Here is a 21,974-nt window from a genome sequence, read left to right on the forward strand (position 1 = left end):
GGAATTCGAGTTGGGTGGCGAAACCATTGGCATGGCGCCAGAGACGCTGCCAGGGTCGCGGCGTGTTCACGCCTGGGAACGCGAGTTAGCACTCACATCCCTTGAGTGCCAAGTTATGGGCTCGCTTCACGAGTTCACAACCATCTCGTGGGGCGGGTGACCGAACAGCGCGACGGGGGGGTGACGGGGCCCGGGGTCGCGGTGGTATGTTTGCGCCGCTTCAAGCGGGAATGATCCCGCTGCGCGTCCTGCGACTTCTCCTTTAAATGGCTGCTGCTACTGCCACCGGCACCAAAGGCATCGTCCGGCAGGTGATCGGACCGGTGATCGACGTTGAATTTCCGGCCGGCAAGCTGCCAAAGATCTACAACGCTCTCCGCATTGAGGGCAAAAACTCTGCTGGTCAAGACGTTGCTCTGACCGCAGAGGTTCAACAGCTGCTCGGCGACCACCGCGTGCGTGCCGTGGCCATGAGCGGCACCGACGGTCTGGTGCGTGGCATGGACGCCATCGACACCGGCGCCTCCATCTCCGTGCCTGTGGGTGAAGCCACCCTGGGCCGCATCTTCAACGTGCTCGGCGAGCCCGTTGACGAACAGGGTCCGGTGAACACCACCGCCACCGCCCCCATCCACCGCGAAGCTCCCAAGCTGACCGACCTCGAAACCAAGCCCCAGGTGTTCGAGACCGGCATCAAGGTGATCGACCTGCTGGCTCCCTATCGCCAGGGCGGCAAGATCGGCCTGTTCGGTGGTGCCGGCGTGGGCAAAACCGTGCTGATCCAGGAGCTGATCAACAACATCGCCAAAGAGCACGGCGGTGTCTCGGTGTTCGCTGGCGTGGGCGAGCGCACCCGTGAAGGCAACGACCTCTACGAGGAATTCAAGGAATCGGGCGTGATCAACCCCGATGACCTGTCCAAGTCGAAGGTGGCCCTTTGCTACGGCCAGATGAACGAGCCCCCCGGCGCCCGCATGCGCGTGGGTCTCTCGGCTCTGACCATGGCTGAGCACTTCCGCGATGTGAACAAGCAGGACGTGCTGCTGTTCGTCGACAACATTTTCCGCTTCGTGCAGGCCGGTTCTGAGGTCTCAGCTCTGCTGGGCCGCATGCCTTCGGCTGTGGGCTACCAGCCCACCCTCGGTACCGACGTGGGTGCTCTCCAGGAGCGCATCACCTCGACCCTGGAAGGCTCGATCACCTCGATTCAGGCTGTGTACGTCCCTGCGGACGACCTGACCGACCCCGCACCGGCAACCACCTTCGCCCACCTGGACGCCACCACCGTGCTCAGCCGCGGTCTGGCCTCCAAGGGCATTTACCCCGCTGTGGATCCCCTTGATTCCACCAGCACCATGCTCCAGCCCGCCGTTGTGGGCGATGAGCACTACCGCACCGCCCGCGCTGTGCAGTCCACCCTGCAGCGCTACAAGGAGCTCCAGGACATCATCGCGATTCTCGGTCTGGACGAACTGTCCGAAGACGACCGTCGCACCGTGGACCGCGCCCGCAAGATCGAGAAGTTCCTCTCCCAGCCCTTCTTCGTGGCTGAGATCTTCACCGGCATGCCCGGCAAGTACGTGAAGCTTGAGGACACCATCAAGGGCTTCAACATGGTGCTCTCTGGTGAACTGGACCACCTCCCCGAGGCTGCCTTCTATCTGGTGGGCAACATCGACGAAGTGAAGGCCAAGGCTGCCAAGATCCAAGCCGACGCCAAAGGTTGATCCGGAGCGTTAGCTGATGTCTCTCACCCTCCGCGTTCTGGCCCCAGACCAGAGCGTCTTCGACGGCCCCGCCGACGAAGTCATCCTTCCTTCCACCACAGGCCAACTGGGCATTCTTCCCGGTCACGTCTCCCTGCTCACCGCCCTCGACTACGGGGTGCTTCGGGTTCGCGAGAACAACGACTGGAAAGCCATTGCTCTCCAAGGTGGTTTTGCTGAGATCGAAGCGGATGAAGTCACCGTTCTGGTGAACACCGCTGAACTCGGCAGCTCCATCAATGCTGATGAAGCCAACAAAGAACTGGAAGCGGCCACCGCCGCCGCGACCAAGTTCGAAGGTCAAGCCGCCAGCACTGAAAAGCTGAAGGCCCAACAGGCCCTCTCCCGCGCCCGCGCTCGGGTTCAAGCTGCAACGATCAACAACTGAGCTCAGACGCGTGTTCAGTGCTTAAGCGCCCCCTCGGGGGCGCTTTTTTATGCTCAGCCCACAGATCCCAAGCCATGGGCCTCGGCACAACTCTCGGCAGGCAGCTGCGCCAATGGCTGATCCAGAACCCTGAGGCGTTGAAGAGCGGGCGGGCAATCGCCAACCGCCTCATCGATGCCCTGGGTGCTGAGGACGGCCTCAAGGGGCCGATCCGGGACCTCGCCAACCAACCCCTGCTGCTGCACCTGCTCCATGGGGAAGGCGCCAGCCAAGCCAGTGCCCGAGCAAGCTTGGTGGCACACATTCGGCAGACCTACTCACCGGAAGTCCAGGCCGAGCTGGAGGATCTGCTCAACGCGGCCTGTGGCCAAGCTCCGCCGCCAAGCGCACCCTCCTCACCACCGTCAGCGCCGAAACCTCAAGCGGTTGAGGGCCAGCTCAGGCCCACCCTGCGCCGGCTCGAACCCCTCGCTCCAGGGCTGGTCCTCTCAGCCTGCGGCGCGCTGGTGCTGAGCTGGTTTGGGCAAGAACTGGACCGGCTGATCTTCGATGGCTGGGGCTGGAGCGGTGGCATGGTCCTGGTACTCGGCCTTGCCAGCCTGAGCATCGGGCCCTGGCGCCAACCCTTGAGACATCGCTGGAGTCTCAGCAGCGAGCAAGCCACGAGGCCAAGGGAGGTCTGGCGCTGGATCAGTGCTCCTTGGGTGCATGGCAACGGCGTGGAGGCCGCGGTGAATCTGACCGTGCTGCTGATCGTTCTGGGGAACTCGCCCCTGCCCTTAGGTCAGGTGATCCTGCGCTACAGCCTCACGGCCCTGGCCTGCCTGACCCTGGCCGCGATCTGCGCCGAACGCTGGACCATCCAACGCACCTGGAGCGGATCTTCAGGTGCGGTCTGTGCCCTGATTGGTCTGGCGGCCGGCTCCAGCCTGCTGCACTGGAAGCTGTTGGTCTTTCGCCCCCTGGGCTTGAGTATTCCGGCCTGGGTGCTGCTGCTGCTCGTGGGTGCCCTGCAACTGGGATGGCAACTGCCCCGCCAACAATCCGGTGAAGACAGCACGGCCCTTCAACGGTTATTGGCCTCCAGCTGCAGCTGGGGACTGATCCTGGGCCTGCTCTGGGCCCTGATCAGCCGGCTGCAGGAATGGCTCTAGCGGCACCTTGCATGTAGCGACCCCAGAGGTCCGCCACCAAACCACCGCTCGCTCCGGAGGCGGGACGGTTGTCGTCGTTCCCCATCCAGATCGCCGTCAGCAACTTCAGCGAGGGGGAGTAGCCAATGAACAGGGCATCCACGCCGTTGTTGGTGGTGCCGGTCTTGCCACGGGCGTCCGGGATCACAGCGGCCGCACGGCCGGTGCCCCCCTGGACGACCCCAGCCAGCAGTTGGTCCATCGCCGCGGCCACCTCCGGCCGGAGCAGCTGGCGGGATCGCTCCCCAATCGGGGTCGTCACACCCCGGGCCGGGCAACGATCCAGGCTCTTGATCGAACGGCAAATCCCGAGGTCGTAGATGCGGCTGACCCCGTGCACCGGCACCGAGCGGCCGCCGTTGGCCACCACGGCGTAGGCCCGGGCCATCTCATAGAGGTAGGTCTCGCGGCCGCCCAGCATGGTGTTGTAGTCGGCGTCCAGCGGCGTCGTAATACCGAGCCGGCGCGCAAGTTTGAGCACCTGGGAGAACCCTGCCCGCTCCGCCAGGCGCAAGGCCACCACGTTCTCCGAGCCGGCCAGCCCCGCCGCCACGCTCATGGCCCCCGTCCGTTGGCGGCAGCCCCCGACATAGTCCAGGGGGGCACAGGAGATGGACGCCGAGGGGGAGACGCCCGCCGCGAGGGCGGCCAGGAAGGGAAAGAGCTTGAAGGTCGAACCGGGCTGGCGCAGGGCCTGCACCCGATCAAAACTCGAGCGGCTGTAGTCCCCGCCGCCGACGTAGGCCAGGATGTCCCCCGTCTCGGTGTTCAGGCTGATCAGGGCACCCTGGGTCAAGCCCGCCGAAGCTGCCGGTCCTTCCAGGAAACGCCTGAGCTGCTCCTGCCCCAACTGCTGCAGTTTGGGGTTGATCGTGCTCTCCACGGCGTAATTCCCTGCCGCATCGGAACCCCTGAGATTCAGCCCGAAGCGGGTGCCCTCGAGCTCCCCGATCACGTAGTCACTGAAGAAGGGATAGCTGCTAAAGCTCGACTCCCGGCAAGCCGAAGGGTCGATGTTCAGGGGCCGCCGCTGGGCATCGACCAGGCCCTGATCGCTCAGCCACCCCTGCTCATGCATCAGCTTCAGCACCAGGTTGCGGCGCTCGAGGCCCGCCCCGGGATCCTTGAGATTGCAGGGGCTGTAGCCGTTGGGGCTGGGGAGCAGTCCGACCAAAAAGGCCGACTGTCCGACGTCCAGATCGCTGGCGGACTTGCGGAAATAGAGCTGAGCGGCCTGCTCAAACCCCTCGGTCCCCAGGCCCAGATAGGCGCGATCGAGATAGAGCTTGAGGATCTGGTTTTTGCTGAAGCCCACCTCCAGCTGCAAGGCCACCGACAACTCCCGAAGCTTGCGGGTGAGGCTCAGATCCCGCCCCACCTCTGGGTAGACCATGCGGGCCACCTGTTGGGTCAGGCCGCTTCCGCCTCCGCTCCCCAGGACCGCCGAGCGCAGGGTGCCGAACAAATCAATGCCGCTGTTCCAGCCAAACCGCGCCTCCTCTGAAGCCAGCAGGGCCTGGCGCAGATGCAAGGGGTAGGACTGCAAGGACGGCAGCGCCGTGGAGGAGCCTTCCTTCGCGTCCACCTGCTGGCCATTGGCCGCAAAGATCTTGACCGGGCCTTCAATGCTCCGGATCCTCGAGCCACCGCCGATGCTGGCCGCCAGGAGCATGCCGCTCACCAAGAGGGCAGAACCCGCCAGGGCACTGATGCCCAGCAGGCGAACCGCCTGCTCCAGAGGGCTGCGGGGGTGGACGTAGCGCAGCTCAGGCGCCTGGCCCTTCAGCGGTGAGCCCAGTTGCACCACATCCCCGTCGCGCAGCTGAATCCAGCGGATGCGCCGGTCCCGGTGGAAGAGCCCATTCGAGGAACCAAAGTCCTCCAAGGCAAAGTCCCGATCGCTGGGACGCTCCCGCTCGAGGATCGCGTGAACCCGGCTCAGGGCCGGGTCGGACAGGGGCAGCTCGCAGGAGGGGTCACGGCCGAGGCGATAGCGCTGAGTCTCGAGGTCGAGCTCCTGGAGCTTCTGCTCCTTCACCCAGAGCTCAAGACGGGCCTGGTGCTGCAGAAGCGCCGGCAGGGTGCGGCGCACCGCATCGGGACGCTCGCGCCAGGGTCCGCGGAAGGCTGCCCGGGCGAATGCTGCCCACGCCTCACGAACGGCCGGCGAGGCAAGGCGATCCAAGCGAGGGGAGGTGCTCAGGCGGGTGATGCAGTCCGGCCATAGGCTAAGACCAGCCAACGTCAGCCCCCTTCGGTGCAGCGTCAACGGGACCCCTGGGAGCCCTTTCGCCTCTGGTTGGCGATCACGATCGGCCTCTATGCGCTGCGGGCCTTCTTTGCCTTCACCTGGGTTGGCGCGATCCCCGGCTGGATCCTGCTGTTGATGGTGCTCGTGGCCCTGGCCCTGGCCAGCAAAGCGGTCCTCTTCCCCGGGCGCGTCCTTCCCTATCGCGAGGGGGATGGCGGCCTCTGGAACGACCTCCGCGATGACTGGAGAATCTGGTGGGCCCGCCGGCGAGGGGAGCGATGAGCGCCCCCAAAGCCCGGCTGGTGCTCGCGAGCGATCCCAGCAAAGCGGCGCCCCTCGATCCCAAACAACCCCTGACCATCGGCAAGGCCGCAAGCAACCGGCTCTGCCTCACCAGCCAGAGCGGGGTCTCCGATCACCACGCCGTGGTCCGGTTCTCGCAAACCCAGGGCTGGTTGGTCTGCGAGTGGCAGAGCAACGACGGGACCTTCCACGAAGGGCAACGGATTCAACAGTGCCGCCAGCTCGAGGACGGTGATGAGATCCGGCTCGGACTCCAGGGCCCCGTGCTGCAGTTCGAGCTGATCGCGGCCACTCCGACCAAGCCAGCGGCCGCCCCAGCCCAACCCAAACCTGCAGCGCCCCGCCGGATCGATGTGGATGGGGAGCCGGTAGAGCTTGCCGAGATCCTCTCAGCGGGGGTGCAGAGCCTGCCCCGCCATCCCCACGTCTTCAGCTGGTGGCTGCTGCTCTGCCTTGGGGGCCTGTTGCTTCTGCCCTTCCCGCTGGTCTTCTGGCCCCTGGAGATCGGTGCCCTGGCCGGCTGGATCCTGCTGGGGTCCCGCAAGGACCACAGCCTGGTGGTGGTGCTCCGCGATGGACGCGCCCTGCGCCATGGCTTTGCCAACCGCCGCACCGCCTTGGCCCACCGCAACGGCATCCGCAAGGCCCTCGGAGCCCAGGCCCGATGAACACCCTGCTGCCGCTGGGGACCCACCTGACCTTCGATGGCCTGGAGCAGCCCCTGGAGATCGAGCGCTGCCTGGGGGGCGGCACCCAAGGGCAGGTCTACGCCGTGCGCTGCGGCGCTGAGGCGCTCGCCCTGAAGTGGTATTTCCCCAGTTGCATCGCACGCGACCCGCTGTTGCGGCAGCGGCTGCAGCAAAGCATTCGCCTGGGGGCCCCCAACGGGGACTTCCTCTGGCCCATGGCCCTGCTGGAGCCCACTACCGAGAGCCTCCCCCTGATCCGGAGCCAAGAGCCCGGCTTCGGCTACTTGATGCCCCTACGGCCCAGCGGCTTTCAAGGGGCCCATCTGCATGCCGGCGGGCGAATGGAGATCAGCCTGCAGAACATCCTGCGGGCCTGCTTCTTCCTGGCCACGGCCTTCCACGAACTCCACCTCAAGGGGCTCTGTTACAAGGACATCTCCCTGGGGAACCTCTTCCTCAGGCCCAGTGATGGGGCGATCTTGATCTGCGACAACGACAACGTCGCGGTCGACTGCCAGGGCACCGGCAGCGTGCTCGGGACCCCGGGCTTCATGGCCCCAGAGGTGCTGCTGGGTGCCGCCAAGCCGAGTGCCAGCACCGATCAATTCAGCCTGGCCGTGCTGCTCTTTCGGCTGCTCACCCGCCACGACCCCTTCCGCGGTCAACAGGAACTGGCGATCCGCTGCCTCGATGAACCCGCCCGGCGCCGGCTCTACGGCGAGGAGGCCCTGTTCATCTTTGATCCAGAGAATCCCGCGAACCGCCCGGACCCTGAGGAACACGCCGCGGCCCTGATCACCTGGCCGATTTATCCGCGAAGCCTCCAGCAACTCTTCGAGACGAGCTTCGGTGCGGGGCTACGGCAACCCAGCCAACGCCCGCTGACGGGGCAGTGGAAACAGCAGCTCGCGCGCTGCCTGGATCAACGGCAGCTCTGCCACCACTGCGGCGAAGAACGCTTCCAAGACGGCCCCTGCTGGAGCTGCGGTCAGAGCAACCCAGGGGGCTTGCAGCTGCAACTGCCCCAGGGGCGGGTGGCAGCCTGCCCGGGCAATGCCCTGCATCCCCATCACTTCGATGGACGCCGCGGCGAACGCCTCGATCAGCCCCTGGCCCTGCTTGTCGCCCACCCCACGGACGCTGCCGTGGTGGGCCTACGCAACCTCAGCGAAGCCCCCTGGCAGGGCCAGTTGCCCAATGGCCAACGGCTCGAAGTGGAGCCGGGCAAAACCTGTAATGTCGCGGCCCTGCAGCAGCTCAGCACCCCGGCCGGGCCGATCACCCCGATCCGCAGATAAGCCATGCCCTTCCCCAACGTTCGCCTCAGCAACCGCCCGCTGCACTTCATCTACCTCTGCGACTGCTCTGGCTCCATGGCCGCCCAGGGCAAGATGCAGGCCCTGAACCAGGCGATCCGCCAGTCCCTCCCTGGCATGGCGGAGGTGGCCGAGCAAAACCCGGAGGCGCGGGTGCTGGTGCGGGCCCTGCGCTTTGCCGACGGCGCCGCCTGGCACTTAGCCGAACCCACCCCGGTGCAGGAGCTGCAGTGGCGTGACCTGGAGGCCGGGGGCATCACGGCCATGGGGGAAGCCCTGGAGTTGGTGGCCAGCGTCCTGCAGTCCCCGCCCATGGAGGAGCGGGCCCTGCCGCCGGTCCTGGTTCTGATCTCCGATGGCCAACCCACGGACGACTTCGATGCAGGCCTGGCCAGGCTGATGCGCGAACCCTGGGCGCAGAAGGCCGTGCGCCTGGCGATCGCCATGGGCCATGACGCCGACCTGGAGGTGCTCCAGCACTTCATCGGGCCAGAGCCCAGCGGTGGCGGGAAATCCCCGCGGCGCCCGCTGCAGGCCAGCAATGCCACCACCCTGGCGCAGTACATCCAGTGGGCCTCCACCGCTGTTGTCGGAGCCGCCTCCATGCCCGCCAGCCGGCTGGATGACGCGCCGAACGCGGGAGGCAACATCCCCCTGCCGGACCTGCCCCCGACCTTGCTGGATCCCCTCGATGATGTCGGGCCCCTGGTGTGGTGATGCGCGCCTGGTCTGCCGCCCGCCATTGCAGCGTCATCGGCGCCGCCCACCGGCGTCAGAGCAAGCCCTGCCAAGACGCCTCCCAGGTCTGCCAAATCAGCCCTGACCTCCAACTGCTGCTGGTCTCCGATGGCCATGGCGGCAGCCGCTATCGCCTCAGTGACGTGGGCAGCCGACTGGCCTGTCTGGCAGCAGAGCAGGCAGTGGTGGCGGTCGCCTCAGCACTCTCTCTCAAGGACGAGCAGGGTTGGCGCCAGCAGTTGGAGCGGGAGCTGCCGGCCGCCATCGAGCAGCGCTGGCTCCGCGCGATCGAGGAGCACTGGAGTAGTCAGGCCGAGGCAGCGGAGGCGTCGTTCTCCAGCTCCCTCTACGGCTGCACCTTGGGGATGGTCCTGCTGACGCCCCAGTGGTGGGGCTGCACCGGCATCGGCGACTGGGATCTGGTGGCCATCCAAGCCGGTGGGGAGGCCAGCCTGGTGAACCAAGAGCAGCTGGCCCAAGCCTCCGGCGAAGCCACCCTCAGCCTCTGCCAGAGCCACGCCCTCAGCGCCTGGACTGCGCGGGCTCAACTCCACCCCCACCCCAGCGAAACGGCTCTGGTGCTCTGCACCGATGGGATCCGCAAGTCCTGCGCCACCGATGCGGACTTCCTGCAGCTCTGCCTCCAGATGCTGGAGATCGAAGGGGAGGCCCTGGCCCAGGGACTGAAGGAGATCACGGCCCAAGGCAGCGGGGATGACGTCTCGGTCGCCATCGCCCAGCGGAGCGTCCCAGCCAACATCCAGCGGAGCGCATCCCTGGCCAGCCTGGGCGTTGCCGCGGCCGTGCTGGGCGCCGGCCTCTGGTGGTGGTGGCTGAAGCCCAGTGATCCCCTAACCCTCGAGATCCAGCAGCTCTGCGGGCATCCCGAGCGCATTGAGGCCAGCCTCAAGCAACGGCGCCAGCAATTCCAGGCGCTGCTGAGCTCACCGGCCAAGGCACGGGAGCTGTTGGATCATCCCCAGCGGGATCCCCTGGGCGCACTCATTGCCCGTAGTGCCCCAGCGACCCAATCCGCCCTGGAGGTCTGCCCAGCCCTGGAGCAAGCCCTGCGGGCGCAATGGAAGGCGGCAGGCGAGACTCAAGAGCCATCCCGCGCCCCGGCGCGACCATGAACGACTACCAGCTCGGCGTGAAGCTGCGGCGCCAAATCCTGGCGGACTTTGAGCGGGGGATCAGCAGTGATGCGCGCCGCTACCAGGCCCTGCTCAGCGACTTTTGCGGGGACAGCGAACTCCTGCTGCTGCCGGCCCTGAAGCACCTGGTGCAAACCGCCGCCTTCCAGGAGGCCGCGGCCGAGCGGCCGCCCCTTCCCGGGGAAACCCAGCTCAACCTGCGGCTGCAGCAGGAACTCGACGCCCTCTTCGCCCCGGCCCTCTGCCTGCGGATGGCCGAGGTCCTGCGGGGCCTGCTGGGCCTGGCCCCCGATGGACAGGCGATCCCCAGCATTGAGGTCCAAGACGACGTCATTGATCAGCCCATCACGGCCGTTCCGCGCTCCAACAGCGGTCTGGTGGCGGTGCTGAGCTTCATCGCTGGGGTGCTGGTGGTGGGCGTCGTCGGCGCCCTGACTTGGCTGGTACTGCTCAACCGATCCCTGACGCCATCCACCGCAACGGCGCCGGCGCTGGTGAGCGCGCCCGAGCCCACCACAACGGAACCGGAGCCGGCCACCACTGAACCCAAGCCGGATCCGGCCCAACTCCAGCTGAACCAGGCCATCGAGACCGTGCGTCAGCTCTATGACGACATCTCCCTGGGAAACAGCGCTGCGGCCAAGCAACTGTTCAGCCCCCAGGCCGCCGATCAGTTCGACCCCGCCTTCTTCAGCCAATTCCAACGGGTGGCCGTGGACAGCCTCCAAGAAGTGAGCCGCGATGGATCCAAGATCACCCTCCAGGGTGTCGTGACCTTCGTCTATCCCGATGGCACCAGCCAGGCGGAATCACGATCCTTCACCGTGGACACCGCCACCCAACCGGGGCTCATCACGGCCAGCAGCTTTGATCAGGTGGTCAGTCCGCGCCGTTGAAGGCACAAAAAAACCCCCGCAGTGCGGGGGCTGAAACGAAAGGGGTAGCCGCGAATCAGGCGGTACCGCAGAAGGTGACGTCGGGGAACTTGAGCTTGGCCTCTTCGAGGCTCTTGCCCTTGCCTTCCTCTTGCCAGTAGTTGATCACTTCGGTGGCCTTGTTCAGGACCTCGACGCGCTCATTATCGGTAATCCAGCTCTTGCCTTCCAGTTCGGACTTCAGGGTTTCCCACGCATCCTCACGGGGCCAGAAGAAGTAGGAGGTCAGGGGGCTGGGACCGCCACCGACAATCTGGTCAACGGCCAGGGCCACGTTGTCCGGCAACCAGAGGATCTTCAGAAGGAAGCGGCCCTCATCGGCCTTCGGGGTACGGCCGGAGGGAACGCCGTTCTCGTCGATGGTGGCGGAAGCCAGGGCAGCGCTGGCACCGCTCAGCACCGGACGGCCCTCGGTGGTCTCCGTCGAGGAACCCTCCGTCGCGGCAGTCGCCACGGCGCTTTCAGCGCTCTCGGTGCTCATGGTGTCCGCGCTCAAGGCTTAATGACAAACAACTAACCTACCAGCCGCTGTTCTCTAGACCCCTGAGTCCGCGCGCTGTTCTCCTGTTCGACATCGATGGTGTGATCCGCGATGTGGGGGGCAGTTACCGCAAGGCCATCGTGGAGACGGTGCACCACTACAGCGGCACACGCCCCCACGCCGAGAGCATCGATGCCCTCAAGGCCGAAGGCTGCTGGAACAACGACTGGGAGGCATCCCTGGAGTTGCTGCGCCGCCAAGGCGAACAGGAGCTCCCAGCGTTTGAAGCGCTGGTGGAGGTGTTCAACGACTTCTATTTCGGCGGGGATCCAGGCGGCGACCCTGCGGCCTGGACAGGTTTCATCCGCAACGAACCCCTGCTGGTGGAGTCCGCGTTTTTTGCCGAGCTCTCGGCGGCGAATGTGCGCTGGGGTTTTGTCAGTGGGGCCGAGCCGCCCTCGGCCCGCTTCGTACTAGAGACCCGCCTGGGCCTACAGCAGCCGCCCCTGATCGCCATGGGGGATGCCCCTGACAAACCCGATCCCAGCGGCTTCCTGCGACTCGCCAGCGCACTGGCGCCGGCATCGGTACCCGTGGCCTACCTGGGGGACACCGTGGCCGACGTCACCACCGTGGTGCGGGCTCGCCAAGCAAGGTCGGGGCAGCACTTCATCAGCCTGGGAGTAGCCCCGCCGCACCTACAGGACAGCCACCGCCGTGGTGCCTATGAGGAGCAGCTGCGCGCGGCTGGCGCTGATGCGGTCATCGCCAGAACCTCTGATGTACTGGCGGCCTTAGAGCAGGCGATCGCCTAGCGCTCCAGGGCGGCCGGAGCTTTGAGGGCTGCGGCCGTCAGGTTCTCGTGACCGTGCTCGGTCACCGCCACATCGTCTTCAATCCGGATGCCGATTCCCTTCCAGCGGGCCTCGATCTCCGGCTGCCCCTCGGGGACAGGCAGGCGGTCGCTGACGTAGAGACCGGGCTCCACGGTCAGGACCATGCCGGGCTCCAGGGCCACATGGTGCTCACCCAAGCGATAGGCACCGACGTCATGGACATCGAGGCCCAGCCAATGGCCGGTGCGATGCATGTAGAGGTGGCGGTAGGCCCCCTGCTCGATGATCCCGTCCACCTCACCGCGGAGCAGGCCCAGGTCAACCAACCCCTCAACCAGGACGCGAACGGCGGTGTCGTGGACCGCTTCAGCGGTCTGCCCCGGAGCCACGGCGGCCACGGCGGACTCTTGGGCGGCCAACACCAGTTCGTAGAGGGCGCGCTGCTCAGGGCTGAAGCGACCGTTGATCGGGAAGGTGCGAGTGATGTCTCCGTTGTAGTAGTCGTTCAAGGAGCAACCGGCGTCGATCAAGAGCAGATCGCCATCACGCAGAACGGCGTTGTTCGCCGTGTAGTGCAGAACGCAGGCGTTATCCCCGCCCGCGACGATCGAGCCATAGGCCGGGCCCCGGGCACCTTGCTCGAAGAAGTGCTGCTCGATCACCCCCTGCACCTGCCGCTCGTTGAGCCCCGGGCGAGCCACCTGGCGAGCCAGTTCATGGGCCTCGGCGGAAATACGGGCCGCTTCGCGCATGCGCGCGATCTCCTCGGGGCTCTTGCGCAGCCGAAGGGCATGTAGGAGCGGGCAAGGAGCGACCAAACCCAGGGCCGCAGCTCCGCTGCGAGGTGCCCGGTCCAGCTGGCCAGCCCAGGCCTGAAGAACGTGGGGCTCCACCTCGGGGTGTTTGCCGACCCGGAAGGCAATGCCTTCTGCGCCGCGCAGGTAATCCGCGAGCCGTTCAGCCAGCTCCTCGCGGGGGTGGGCCAGGTCGGCACCGAAGCGATCCACGGCCCCTTCGCAGCCCCAACGGAACCCCATCCAGACCTCAGCGCTGGGTTCCTTGGGCTGCACGAACAGGACGAACCGTTCCCCCTCGGGCCGATGGGGCAAAAACAGCGCGACCGCATCGGGCTCATCGAAGCCCGTCAGGTACCAGAAGTCACTGTTCTGGCGAAAGGGCCATTCACAGTCGGCGTGGTGGGTCACCAGCGGAGCAGCGGGAATCACCGCGGCGGCGCCACCAAGGGCCTCAAAGAAACGAGCACGGCGCTGGGCAAAGACGTCCGGAGCGAGCGACATGGAAGCGAGCGGTGCTGAGCGCGACGATGGCATAACCGCTTCAATGCATGGCGACCAGGCCCCTGCCCTTGCCTCAGCCCTCCACCGCTGAACGCTGCGCCCTCTTGCTCTCGCAGTGGCGGGGAGACCTGCGCCTGAGCGACCGAGAGCGCTCGCTCCTGGGGCCGGAACTGCGGACCCTGGATCAACAGTTGTTGGCCCTGAAGGAGCGCCGGCTGCGGGTAGCGGTCTTCGGCCGGGTGGGCGTTGGCAAGTCCAGCCTGCTCAACGCCCTGCTGGAGAAAAGCGTTTTTGCAACGGATGTGGCCCATGGCTGCACGCGCCGCCAACAGCGAGAAGCCTGGGGGATCAAGGTTCCCGATCTGAGCCAGGTCGAGCTGGTGGACACCCCAGGCATAGATGAGATTGCCGCCCGGGCCCGGCACCGCCTGGCGGCCCGGGTCGCCCTTGGGGCCGATCTGGTGCTGCTGGTGCTCGACAGCGATCTGACGACGCCGGAGTCCGAAGCGATCGAGCAGCTGCTCAGCGCCGGTAAACCGCTGCTGCTGGTGCTGAATCGAATCGACAATTGGCCCAGCGGCGAGCGGGCGGCACTGATCGAGAGCATCCGCTCCCGCCTCCCCCGCCAGGCGCAGCACCTCGAGATCCTGCCGGTGGCCGCCGCCCCGCGGCGGGCGGTCCTGCTGGAGGGGGGCCGGGTGCGCAGCGAACCAGAACCGGCTCGGATCGGCCCCTTGCGCACGGCCCTGCTGGAGCTCCTCCAGGACCAGGGCTCGCTGCTGCTGGGCCTCAATGGGCTCAGGGCAGCGGACCGCTTTAGCCAGAGCCTGCACGCCTGGCGCCTGAAGCGCGGCAAGGCCGCAGCCCAGGGACTGATTGGTCGCTATGCGGCGATGAAAGCCACGGGAGTGGCCGCCAACCCCCTGCTACTGCTGGATCTCGCCGGCGGCTTTGCCATCGACACTGCCCTGGTGCTGCAGCTCTGCAAGCTCTATGACCTGGAGATGAGCAGCAGCGGGGCCCGGGCCCTGTTGACGCGGCTCTCCGCCCAGAACGCCCTGCTAGGGGGGACGCAATTGGGCATCCAACTGCTACTGGGGGGACTGCGGCAGGTGCTACTCCTGGCGGCCCCCCTGAGCGGTGGACTGAGCCTGGCCCCTGCCGCGCCGGTGGCCATGGCCCAAGCCGCCCTGGCCGTCTACAGCACCCGCCTCACCGGACGCTTGGCGGCCGCTGAGCTGTTGCGCAGCGCCCAACGGGGCCGCTTCCGGCCCGCTTCGCTGTTGCGGCGCCTGGCCGGTCAGGACCCCCAGGTGCGCGACTGGCTGCAGCAGTGGCAGCGCCTGGGTGGGGGCGCGATCACCTCCGGCAACCTGCTGCCGTGAGCAGGCGCGAACTGGCCCTCTTTGGCACCAGTGCCGACCCACCGACCGAGGGGCATCGGGCGCTGCTGCTCGGCCTCGCCCAGCGCTACGGCCAAGTGGCGGCCTGGGCCAGCGACAACCCCTTCAAGCAGCACGGGGCCCCCCTGGAGCTCCGGGCCCAGTTGCTGGGCACCCTGATCGACAGCCTGGGCACCCCCCAGATCGAACTAGCCCAAGAGCTGAGCAGCCCCAAGGCGATTGAAACCCTGGAGCGAGCAACCAAGCGCTGGCCGGATCTGGAGCCCGTGTTTGTCGTGGGCGGGGATCTGGCCGGACAAATCCCCAGCTGGTATCGGGCCAAGGACCTGCTGCAGCGCTGCCGCCTGACGGTGGTACCGCGGCAGGGGCAGCCCATGGCGGCCAACGCCCTCGAGCGGCTAGGGGAGCTGGGGGCCCAGGTCGAGCTGCTCGAGCTGCCTGTGCCGGCCACGGCCAGCTCCGCCATTCGAGACGGCCAGGAGAGCAGCTCGATCCCCGAGGCGCTCTGGCCCGTCCTGCTCAAGCACAATCTCTATGGCCTGACCTCAAAGATCGCTCCCTAATGCGCATCGCCCTGGCCCAGATCAATCCCTTGGTGGGGGACCTGAGCGGCAATGGCGCCCAACTGCTGGCGGCCTGCCACCGCGCCGCCGCAGACGGAGCCGATCTGGTGGTCGCGCCGGAGCTGGCGCTTTGGGGCTATCCCCCGCGGGACCTGCTGCTGCGGCCATCCCTGCGGCAACGGCAGGACGACGTGCTCGATGACCTCGCCCGCGATCTCCCGGCTAAGCAGGCACTGCTGCTGGGGGTCAGTGAAACGGTCCGCGATGGCCAGCAGCCCGATCTGTTCAACAGCGTGGCCCTGGTGGAAGGGGGCTCCTGGCGGATCGTGGCCCGCAAACGGCTGCTGCCCAGCTACGACGTCTTCGATGAACGGCGCTACTTCCGCCCTGCCGAGGAAGCCTGCCTACTGGAGCTGGAACGGGGCGACCGCCGCTGGCGCCTGGGCCTGACCATCTGCGAGGACCTCTGGGTCGAAGAACAGCTGCACAACCAACGGCTCCTGGGGGGTGATCCCGTCGGCGACTTGGCGGCACTGCGCCCGGACCTGCTGATCAACCTCTCGGCCTCCCCCTTCGGCCAAGGCAAACCCCAACTGCGCCGGGCGCTGGCCAAGAGCGCCGCCCAGCGCTTGAGCGCTCCGGTGATCTACGTCAACCAGGTGGGAGGCAATGACGAGCTGATCTTCGATGGCGGAAGCTTCGTCACCACCACAAACGGAGTGGTGGGCTGCCAGCTGGCCTTCGGCGCAGCGGATCTGGCCTGCTGGACAGTCGGCGCCGCCGCTGGCGAGACGGCGATCCCCCCTAACGAAGAACTGCTGCTGCGGGTCCTGGTGCTGGGGGTGCGGGATTACGCGCGCAAATGCGGCTTTGGCAAAGCCCTCTTGGGCCTGAGCGGCGGCATCGATTCCGCCCTGGTGGCTGTGCTGGCGGCGGCGGCCCTCGGCGGAGAACAAGTGCAGGCGCTACTGATGCCCTCCCCCTGGAGTTCCGAGGGATCGATCAACGACTCCCTGGACCTCGCCAAGCGGCTGGGCATCAACACCCAAACCGTGCCAATCGAGGGATTGATGGGGGGGTTTGATGCTGCCTTGAGCGATCCCTTGGGGGGAACGCCGGCGGGCGTGACAGCGGAAAACCTGCAATCGCGCATCCGGGGCACGCTGCTGATGGCGGTAGCGAATCAACAGGGGCAACTGCTGCTGACCACGGGCAACAAGAGCGAGCTGGCCGTGGGCTACTGCACCCTCTACGGCGACATGAATGGGGGGCTCGCCGTGATCGGCGACCTCTACAAATCAACCGTGTTTCATCTCTGCAACTGGATCGATTCCGAGGCCGCCCAGGCGGTGCGCCAGGAGCTGGGACTGCCGGCACAAGGGGAACTGATTGGAGCGGCGATTCGCGAGAAACCGCCCAGCGCCGAGTTGCGCCCCGATCAAAAGGACAGCGATTCGCTACCGGATTACGCCGTGCTCGACCCGCTACTCAAGGCTCTGCTGGAGGAGCATCAAAGCCCCGAAGAATTGAGCCAACAGGGCACGGATCCTGCTCTCGCCGAGCGGGTGATGGGTCTGCTGCGCCGAGCCGAGTTCAAGCGACGCCAAGCACCACCGGTGATCAAGCTCAGTCAGCGGGCCTTCGGCAGCGGTTGGAGAATGCCGATAGCAGCGAAGAGCTGAATCGTGAGCCTGGGCGCATTTACGTCTATGTGAGCTATGGCATTCACCACTGTGTGAAAAGGGTGGACGCTGAGAGGCATGGCCAAGTGCTGCGCTTCTCGCCAAGCTGAGGTCACCGCAAGCCTGCGACCGCTCCATGGCCTGCTCCATCGCACCCATCTCCAGCATCGGGGTGCCACGGGAAGTCAAACCCGATGAGCAGCGGGTTGCCCTCACCCCCGATGCCGTTCGCGAGCTGGTGAGCCATGGCCTCTCGGTCCGGGTCGAGCACGACGCCGGAGCTGGGGCCGGCATTGAGGACGCGGCCTATATCGCCGCCGGTGCGGAACTGGTCAGCCGCGAGGACGCCTGGGGCGCCCACCTCGTGGTCAAGGTCAAGGAACCCCAGGAAGAGGAATTTCCCTTCCTCCGCGCCGATCAGGTGCTCCTCACCTACCTGCACCTCGCCGCCTACCCCGCTGTCGGGCAAGCCCTGATCGAGGCCGGCACCACGGCCATCGCCTACGAGACCGTTCAGCTCTCCGACGGCAGCCTGCCCCTGCTGGCGCCGATGAGTGAAATCGCCGGTCGGCTCGCGGCCCAGGTCGGCGCCCACCTGCTGGAGAAACCCCATGGCGGCCGTGGGGTCTTAATGGGCGGCTGCACCGGTGTTCGTCCAGCCCGAGTAGTGGTCCTTGGCGCAGGAAGTGTCGGCTGGAATGCGGCCCGAGTCGCAGCAGCCATGGATGCGGAGGTCCTGCTGCTGGATCTCTCCCCCGAGCGGCTACGGCAACTGGAGCCGGCGCGCCAAGGGCGGATGGTGAGCCTGGTCAGCAGCGTCGGTCGCCTGGAGCGTCTCATCCCCAGCGCCGACCTGGTGATCGGTGCGGTGCTGCGACCAGGTGATCGTGCACCCACCTTGGTGAGCGAAGAGCTCGTCCAGCGCATGCAGCCTGGTTCCGTCATCGTTGATGTCGCCATCGACCAGGGGGGCTGCATCGCCACCAGCCGGGAGACGACCCACACCGATCCGGTGGTCACCATCCATGGCGTACAGCACTACGCCGTCGGCAACATGCCCGGCGCCGTGCCCTACACCTCCACCGAAGCCCTGGTCAGCGTCACCCTGCCCTACATCCTGGCCATCGCTGGGCGGGGCCTGATCGAAGCCGTCACCGACCGGCCCGAGCTGGTCTCAGGCCTGAACACCGTCGGCGGCTCCGTCTGCCATCCCGGTGTGGCCAAAGCTCTGGGGGTGGGCAATCGTCATCCGATGGCCTGCCTGAACTAAGACCCAGCATCCCTCCCTTTCCCGAAGAGGAGAGTTGTCCCTATTTGGGGCTATCTGGATGGCCTTGAGCAAGGCGAAAGTGACACCAACCCCGAAAGGGGGGTGCCTGAAAGACGACCCCCCGCACTTCTTTTGGATCGGGGGGTTTTTCGTATGACAGCACCAGAGAGAGAGACGCGGTTCAACGGTGGCTGGCACCTTGTTCCCTTGGACCAAAGTCCTGAGGACAGCGCCCAGCGGAAGCGCTTTATTCGTCAGTCTCATCAAAGCGAGAAGGCTCAGCCTGAAACCCAGGAGCAGGCCTGACCTCAGTTGCCCCCGCTCAGATGGCGCTGGTCAAATGCGCCTCTCTTTCAGTGATGGCGGACGGCTTCCACTGAAATCCAACGATTACCCCCATATGGGGGTTCTGAGCTGAACGGAATCGGACGACGATGACTGCGAAACGTCAGTCCACCCCCCCGGATACCTGCCCGGGGGGATTTTTTATGGGCTGCAGCAACGGCTCGGCGACCCACTGCTCGGTGGCGAGGAGATTGGGTCGGGGGCATCCCGACTCACCAAGCCAACAAAAAGCCCCCACCTTGCGGTGGGGGCTTCTGATTCAACCGTCCTCGAGGTTCGAGTAGAAGCTGAATCGTTGGTGGGGTTCAGCCTCAGCCGATGGCGGGAGCTTGCAGAGCCACAGGAGTGGACTCAGCAGCAGCCAGGTCGAGGGGGAAGTTGTGAGCGTTGCGCTCGTGCATCACTTCCATACCGAGGTTGGCGCGGTTCAGCACGTCAGCCCAGGTGTTCAGCACACGACCCTGGGAATCCAGGATCGACTGGTTGAAGTTGAAGCCGTTCAGGTTGAACGCCATGGTGCTCACGCCCAGGGCGGTGAACCAGATGCCAACCACAGGCCAGGCAGCCAGGAAGAAGTGCAGGCTGCGGCTGTTGTTGAAGGAGGCGTATTGGAAGATCAGGCGACCGAAGTAACCGTGGGCAGCCACGATGTTGTAGGTCTCTTCCTCTTGGCCGAACTTGTAGCCGTAGTTCTGGGACTCGCTCTCGGTGGTTTCACGCACCAGGGAGGAGGTCACCAGGGAGCCGTGCATGGCGGAGAACAGGGAACCACCGAAGACACCAGCCACACCAAGCATGTGGAAGGGGTGCATCAGGATGTTGTGCTCAGCCTGGAACACCAGCATGTAGTTGAAGGTGCCGGAGATGCCGAGGGGCATGGCGTCCGAGAAGGAGCCCTGACCGAAGGGATACACCAGGAACACAGCGGAAGCAGCAGCCACGGGTGCGCTGTAAGCAACGCAGATCCAGGGGCGCATGCCGAGGCGGTAGGAGAGTTCCCACTCACGACCCATGTAGGCGTAGATGCCGATGAGGAAGTGGAAAACAACCAGCTGGAAAGGACCGCCGTTGTACAGCCACTCGTCGAGGCTGGCAGCTTCCCAGATGGGATAGAAGTGCAGACCAATGGCGTTGCTGCTGGGGATAACAGCGCCAGAGATGATGTTGTTGCCGTAGATCAGGGAGCCGGCAACAGGCTCACGGATGCCGTCGATGTCGACGGGGGGTGCTGCCACGAAGGCAACGATGAAGCAGATGGTGGCGGCCAGCAGGCAGGGAATCATCAGAACGCCGAACCAACCCACATAGAGGCGGTTGTCGGTGCTGGTGACCCACTCGCAGAACTGGTTCCACGCAGAAGCGCCTTGGCGCTGCTGGATGGTGGTCGTCATGAGTACGGGAAAGAAAGGCCTCAACGGACTAGCCGTTGGAGCGGGGATGCAGAACGGCCCATGCGGGCTGTTGCACCTGAAGTTATGAGTGGTGCCCATCAGAAGGGAACCCTTTTGGTGATCGCCTCTAGCGATCACATCAATAACCAGAGCTGATCAGCCTCAGTGCCACTGGAGTCTTGAGGTTGCCTGGGACTGAATTGCCCCCAAATGGGGCTATGGCGATCGTCAAGTAGGGCCGGAGAGTATCTGCAGCCCCCGGGAGGGGCACCGAAGAGCAGACGGCCCCCGTTCAACGACGGGGGCTTTTCTTTTGCTTCTGCCGATCAAGGCCTGCGATACAGAGTGTTTTGACCGTTGCGTCAATCAAGCCTCAGCGTCCAGGTAGAGCCAACGGCCCTCGAGCACCTCGCCCTGGCGGCCAAAACGGGAGCACTCCCTCAGCACATTGGTGTGCCCAGCCTGGCGGTAGTGGGCCTCAAAGGTCACCGTGCCAGTGAGGTCGCCCGCCTCTCCAGCCTCGGTGGCCGTGATGCGGAGCCGAGTCCAACGCACCCCGCGGTTGCTTGCCTTCAGCGCCTGACGCCGCTGGGCCTGGGGCAGCTCCGAGGGATGGGTCTCAATCAGGTAGTCGATCAGGTCCCGGCTATAGGCGCTGTAGCGCGAACGCATCAACTGTTCCGCGCTCACCGGACGTACCTTGCCCAGGTGGAACGGCTCACAACAGTTGGCGTAGCGCTCCCCGCCGCAGGGACAGGGCTCAGCCGGCTGGCCAAAGCCGGCCATCAGCCCAGCCGCCCCAGCGGACGCTGCAGGGCCTGGGGGTTGATCCCCTCCCGCAGGGCCAGCAGCAAACCAGCCGCCTCGCCATAGCTGGAGGCCCGGAGCACCTCGATCCCCAGGGCCTCGGCTGTCACCGAGAGGACACAAGGGTTCTCCACCGCGATCACCGGAACACCCTGCTCGGCGCAGGCCAAGACCGCCGCACCCCCCAGGGCACCGGCCGGGGCCACCACGGCGCCAATCTGATCGGGGCGAATCGATCCCGCGGGGGCCTGGGCCGCAGGCCAGAGCGCCGGGGCCCGACTCAGGCCCACCAGGACGCAGGGCAGGAAGGTGTAGCCGAGCTCTTCTCCCGCTGCCCGAGGGTCCAACTGGGGGTCAATCTCCAGGGGGCTCAGGGCTGGGGCATGGGCGCAGGGCAGGTTCAGTTGACGGCTGAGCCAGTGGCTGATCACCGCCTCCGCGCCAGCCAAGGCATCCACCCCGCCCCCCTGGCGGTAGGCCGTCAGGGCGTCGCTATCAGGGTCATCGGGGAAGCGAGCAATCACGGCGATGGCCGTGGCGCCAGCATCCCGCAGGCGTTCCCCGGCCTCCAGCAAGACATCGGGGCGCTCCAGTTGTCCCCAGCTCGCCCCGCTCTCCCCTTGGCTCAGGCTCACCCCGATCGAGGCGGAGGTGGTTTCGACAGGTCCGACGCTCAGCCCCAGACTGGCGCGGCAACCGTCGGCGACCTGCAGGTGGCGGAGGCGCAGCTCCTCCTCAATCCCGGCATCCAGCAGCAGGCCGATGCGCTGGCTGCGAACCGGTTCAAGCGCCAGCTCACCCGAGGCAAAGCGATCCAGGCTGGATCCCTCGACGTAGTGAATACGCGGGTCGCTCCAATAGAGCGAGGCCCCATTCATCACGTTGGGGTGGGTGATCAGACAGCCACTGGCGGCCGCCAACAGCCGGGCCGCGGGCACCGCATCACCGGCGTAGCCACCCACCTCACAGCCAATGCCCGTGGGCACCACCATCAAGGTGGGCAAGGGCTCCCCAGGACGGGTCATACGAGAAGGGCCGGCTGGTAAACCATCGCTTCGAGGGTCAGCTGGCGCCCGCCATCGGGCCGGCAGGCCGCCTCGGTAATCGCCCAGCGCAGAGGCACGCCGTGGGTCCGCAACGCAGCCTCGATCTGCGGCAACAGCGG

General features: G+C 66.2%; 21 protein-coding genes. 14 read left to right on the top strand and 7 right to left on the bottom strand.

The window, feature by feature from the left end; all coding sequences use genetic code 11:
• Positions 1–266 precede the first annotated feature (266 nt).
• The 3 genes from atpD to ACLM42_RS08625 all read left to right on the top strand — a co-directional run bounded on the left by atpD (position 267) and on the right by ACLM42_RS08625 (position 3,308).
• The gene (gene atpD / locus ACLM42_RS08615; protein ID WP_247910281.1) at positions 267–1,727 is read left to right on the top strand and encodes a F0F1 ATP synthase subunit beta; all 1,461 of its coding nucleotides are present in this window, start codon (positions 267–269) and stop codon (positions 1,725–1,727) included.
• A 16-nt stretch (positions 1,728–1,743) separates the two neighbouring features.
• Positions 1,744–2,154 (top strand): ATP synthase F1 subunit epsilon, encoded by a 411-nt coding sequence (gene atpC, locus ACLM42_RS08620; RefSeq protein ID WP_247910280.1) that lies wholly within the window; start codon positions 1,744–1,746, stop codon positions 2,152–2,154.
• Positions 2,155–2,228: 74 nt separating this feature from the next.
• Positions 2,229–3,308 carry a rhomboid family intramembrane serine protease gene (locus ACLM42_RS08625; protein WP_415398811.1) on the top strand — a complete coding sequence of 360 codons (1,080 nt, stop codon included), beginning with the start codon at positions 2,229–2,231 and terminating at the stop codon, positions 3,306–3,308.
• Here the strand turns inward: ACLM42_RS08625 and ACLM42_RS08630 are convergent.
• The gene (locus ACLM42_RS08630; protein WP_415398813.1) at positions 3,283–5,589 is read right to left on the bottom strand and encodes a transglycosylase domain-containing protein; all 2,307 of its coding nucleotides are present in this window, start codon (positions 5,587–5,589) and stop codon (positions 3,283–3,285) included. The genes ACLM42_RS08625 and ACLM42_RS08630 overlap by 26 nt on opposite strands.
• A 15-nt stretch (positions 5,590–5,604) precedes the next feature.
• Between ACLM42_RS08630 and ACLM42_RS08635 the strand changes: the two genes are divergently transcribed.
• From ACLM42_RS08635 to ACLM42_RS08660, 6 genes are read left to right on the top strand one after another with little or no spacing between them, the layout of a single operon-like run.
• On the top strand, positions 5,605–5,880 hold the full coding sequence (locus tag ACLM42_RS08635) for a hypothetical protein (RefSeq protein ID WP_247910277.1): 276 nt from the start codon (positions 5,605–5,607) through the stop codon (positions 5,878–5,880).
• Complete coding sequence (locus tag ACLM42_RS08640; protein ID WP_415398815.1) at positions 5,877–6,569, top strand: FHA domain-containing protein; 693 nt, start codon at positions 5,877–5,879, stop codon at positions 6,567–6,569. The genes ACLM42_RS08635 and ACLM42_RS08640 overlap by 4 nt, the downstream gene beginning before the upstream one ends.
• Complete coding sequence (locus ACLM42_RS08645; protein WP_415398817.1) at positions 6,566–7,888, top strand: protein kinase domain-containing protein; 1,323 nt, start codon at positions 6,566–6,568, stop codon at positions 7,886–7,888. Before ACLM42_RS08640 ends, ACLM42_RS08645 begins: the two co-directional genes overlap by 4 nt.
• Positions 7,889–7,891: 3 nt before the next feature.
• Complete coding sequence (locus ACLM42_RS08650) at positions 7,892–8,623, top strand: vWA domain-containing protein (protein WP_415398819.1); 732 nt, start codon at positions 7,892–7,894, stop codon at positions 8,621–8,623.
• A complete protein-coding gene (locus ACLM42_RS08655; protein WP_415398821.1) occupies positions 8,623–9,777 on the top strand; it encodes a protein phosphatase 2C domain-containing protein in 1,155 nt (384 codons plus the stop codon). The genes ACLM42_RS08650 and ACLM42_RS08655 overlap by 1 nt, the downstream gene beginning before the upstream one ends.
• Positions 9,774–10,694, top strand: a complete 921-nt coding sequence (locus tag ACLM42_RS08660; protein WP_415398823.1) for a hypothetical protein — start codon at positions 9,774–9,776, stop codon at positions 10,692–10,694. The genes ACLM42_RS08655 and ACLM42_RS08660 overlap by 4 nt, the downstream gene beginning before the upstream one ends.
• Before the next feature lie 55 nt (positions 10,695–10,749).
• Here ACLM42_RS08660 and ACLM42_RS08665 read toward each other — a convergent pair whose 3' ends face one another.
• The gene (locus ACLM42_RS08665) at positions 10,750–11,214 is read right to left on the bottom strand and encodes a 30S ribosomal protein PSRP-3 (RefSeq protein WP_371820600.1); all 465 of its coding nucleotides are present in this window, start codon (positions 11,212–11,214) and stop codon (positions 10,750–10,752) included.
• A gap of 101 nt (positions 11,215–11,315) precedes the next feature.
• Between ACLM42_RS08665 and ACLM42_RS08670 the strand changes: the two genes are divergently transcribed.
• The gene (locus ACLM42_RS08670) at positions 11,316–12,029 is read left to right on the top strand and encodes a TIGR01548 family HAD-type hydrolase (RefSeq protein ID WP_415398825.1); all 714 of its coding nucleotides are present in this window, start codon (positions 11,316–11,318) and stop codon (positions 12,027–12,029) included.
• On the opposite strand, the gene ACLM42_RS08675 is transcribed toward ACLM42_RS08670, so the two are convergent.
• The gene (locus tag ACLM42_RS08675; RefSeq protein ID WP_415398827.1) at positions 12,026–13,348 is read right to left on the bottom strand and encodes an aminopeptidase P N-terminal domain-containing protein; all 1,323 of its coding nucleotides are present in this window, start codon (positions 13,346–13,348) and stop codon (positions 12,026–12,028) included. The genes ACLM42_RS08670 and ACLM42_RS08675 overlap by 4 nt on opposite strands.
• A 47-nt stretch (positions 13,349–13,395) precedes the next feature.
• Between ACLM42_RS08675 and ACLM42_RS08680 the strand changes: the two genes are divergently transcribed.
• From ACLM42_RS08680 to ald, 4 genes are all read left to right on the top strand, one after another.
• Entirely contained in the window at positions 13,396–14,733 is a 1,338-nt protein-coding gene (locus ACLM42_RS08680; protein WP_415398829.1) for a GTP-binding protein, read from the top strand.
• A complete protein-coding gene (locus ACLM42_RS08685) occupies positions 14,730–15,314 on the top strand; it encodes a nicotinate-nucleotide adenylyltransferase (RefSeq protein WP_415398831.1) in 585 nt (194 codons plus the stop codon). The genes ACLM42_RS08680 and ACLM42_RS08685 overlap by 4 nt, the downstream gene beginning before the upstream one ends.
• The gene (locus ACLM42_RS08690; RefSeq protein ID WP_415398833.1) at positions 15,314–16,996 is read left to right on the top strand and encodes an NAD+ synthase; all 1,683 of its coding nucleotides are present in this window, start codon (positions 15,314–15,316) and stop codon (positions 16,994–16,996) included. Before ACLM42_RS08685 ends, ACLM42_RS08690 begins: the two co-directional genes overlap by 1 nt.
• 136 nt (positions 16,997–17,132) lie before the next feature.
• Positions 17,133–18,266 (top strand): alanine dehydrogenase, encoded by a 1,134-nt coding sequence (gene ald / locus ACLM42_RS08695; RefSeq protein ID WP_415398835.1) that lies wholly within the window; start codon positions 17,133–17,135, stop codon positions 18,264–18,266.
• A 656-nt stretch (positions 18,267–18,922) separates the two neighbouring features.
• Here ald and psbA read toward each other — a convergent pair.
• The 4 genes from psbA to ACLM42_RS08715 all read right to left on the bottom strand — a co-directional run bounded on the left by psbA (position 18,923) and on the right by ACLM42_RS08715 (position 21,968).
• Positions 18,923–20,002, bottom strand: coding sequence for a photosystem II q(b) protein (psbA, locus tag ACLM42_RS08700; RefSeq protein ID WP_247909500.1), 1,080 nt, complete (start codon positions 20,000–20,002; stop codon positions 18,923–18,925).
• A gap of 366 nt (positions 20,003–20,368) precedes the next feature.
• Complete coding sequence (locus ACLM42_RS08705; protein WP_415398837.1) at positions 20,369–20,788, bottom strand: YchJ family protein; 420 nt, start codon at positions 20,786–20,788, stop codon at positions 20,369–20,371.
• Positions 20,788–21,834, bottom strand: a complete 1,047-nt coding sequence (locus ACLM42_RS08710) for a DUF3326 domain-containing protein (protein ID WP_415398839.1) — start codon at positions 21,832–21,834, stop codon at positions 20,788–20,790. The genes ACLM42_RS08705 and ACLM42_RS08710 overlap by 1 nt, the downstream gene beginning before the upstream one ends.
• Positions 21,831–21,968: a hypothetical protein gene (locus tag ACLM42_RS08715; protein WP_415398841.1), complete on the bottom strand. Its 138-nt coding sequence runs from the start codon at positions 21,966–21,968 to the stop codon at positions 21,831–21,833. Before ACLM42_RS08715 ends, ACLM42_RS08710 begins: the two co-directional genes overlap by 4 nt.
• Positions 21,969–21,974: the final 6 nt, after the last annotated feature.

This window comes from Synechococcus sp. W4D4, assembly GCF_047716805.1.
GTDB lineage: Bacteria > Cyanobacteriota > Cyanobacteriia > PCC-6307 > Cyanobiaceae > Vulcanococcus.

What these genes read in the sequence shown, in the direction of transcription:
- ACLM42_RS08710 (WP_415398839.1), bottom strand. Translation starts at nt 21,834, where the DNA reads ATGACCCGTCCTGGGGAGCCCTTGCCCACCTTGATGGTGGTGCCCACG.
- ACLM42_RS08690 (WP_415398833.1), top strand. Translation starts at nt 15,314, where the DNA reads ATGCGCATCGCCCTGGCCCAGATCAATCCCTTGGTGGGGGACCTGAGC.
- atpD (WP_247910281.1), top strand. Translation starts at nt 267, where the DNA reads ATGGCTGCTGCTACTGCCACCGGCACCAAAGGCATCGTCCGGCAGGTG.
- atpC (WP_247910280.1), top strand. Translation starts at nt 1,744, where the DNA reads ATGTCTCTCACCCTCCGCGTTCTGGCCCCAGACCAGAGCGTCTTCGAC.
- ald (WP_415398835.1), top strand. Translation starts at nt 17,133, where the DNA reads ATGGCCTGCTCCATCGCACCCATCTCCAGCATCGGGGTGCCACGGGAA.
- ACLM42_RS08665 (WP_371820600.1), bottom strand. Translation starts at nt 11,214, where the DNA reads ATGAGCACCGAGAGCGCTGAAAGCGCCGTGGCGACTGCCGCGACGGAG.
- ACLM42_RS08645 (WP_415398817.1), top strand. Translation starts at nt 6,566, where the DNA reads ATGAACACCCTGCTGCCGCTGGGGACCCACCTGACCTTCGATGGCCTG.
- ACLM42_RS08705 (WP_415398837.1), bottom strand. Translation starts at nt 20,788, where the DNA reads ATGGCCGGCTTTGGCCAGCCGGCTGAGCCCTGTCCCTGCGGCGGGGAG.
- ACLM42_RS08660 (WP_415398823.1), top strand. Translation starts at nt 9,774, where the DNA reads ATGAACGACTACCAGCTCGGCGTGAAGCTGCGGCGCCAAATCCTGGCG.
- ACLM42_RS08675 (WP_415398827.1), bottom strand. Translation starts at nt 13,348, where the DNA reads ATGTCGCTCGCTCCGGACGTCTTTGCCCAGCGCCGTGCTCGTTTCTTT.
- ACLM42_RS08680 (WP_415398829.1), top strand. Translation starts at nt 13,396, where the DNA reads ATGGCGACCAGGCCCCTGCCCTTGCCTCAGCCCTCCACCGCTGAACGC.
- ACLM42_RS08640 (WP_415398815.1), top strand. Translation starts at nt 5,877, where the DNA reads ATGAGCGCCCCCAAAGCCCGGCTGGTGCTCGCGAGCGATCCCAGCAAA.
- ACLM42_RS08655 (WP_415398821.1), top strand. Translation starts at nt 8,623, where the DNA reads ATGCGCGCCTGGTCTGCCGCCCGCCATTGCAGCGTCATCGGCGCCGCC.
- ACLM42_RS08650 (WP_415398819.1), top strand. Translation starts at nt 7,892, where the DNA reads ATGCCCTTCCCCAACGTTCGCCTCAGCAACCGCCCGCTGCACTTCATC.
- psbA (WP_247909500.1), bottom strand. Translation starts at nt 20,002, where the DNA reads ATGACGACCACCATCCAGCAGCGCCAAGGCGCTTCTGCGTGGAACCAG.
- ACLM42_RS08625 (WP_415398811.1), top strand. Translation starts at nt 2,229, where the DNA reads ATGGGCCTCGGCACAACTCTCGGCAGGCAGCTGCGCCAATGGCTGATC.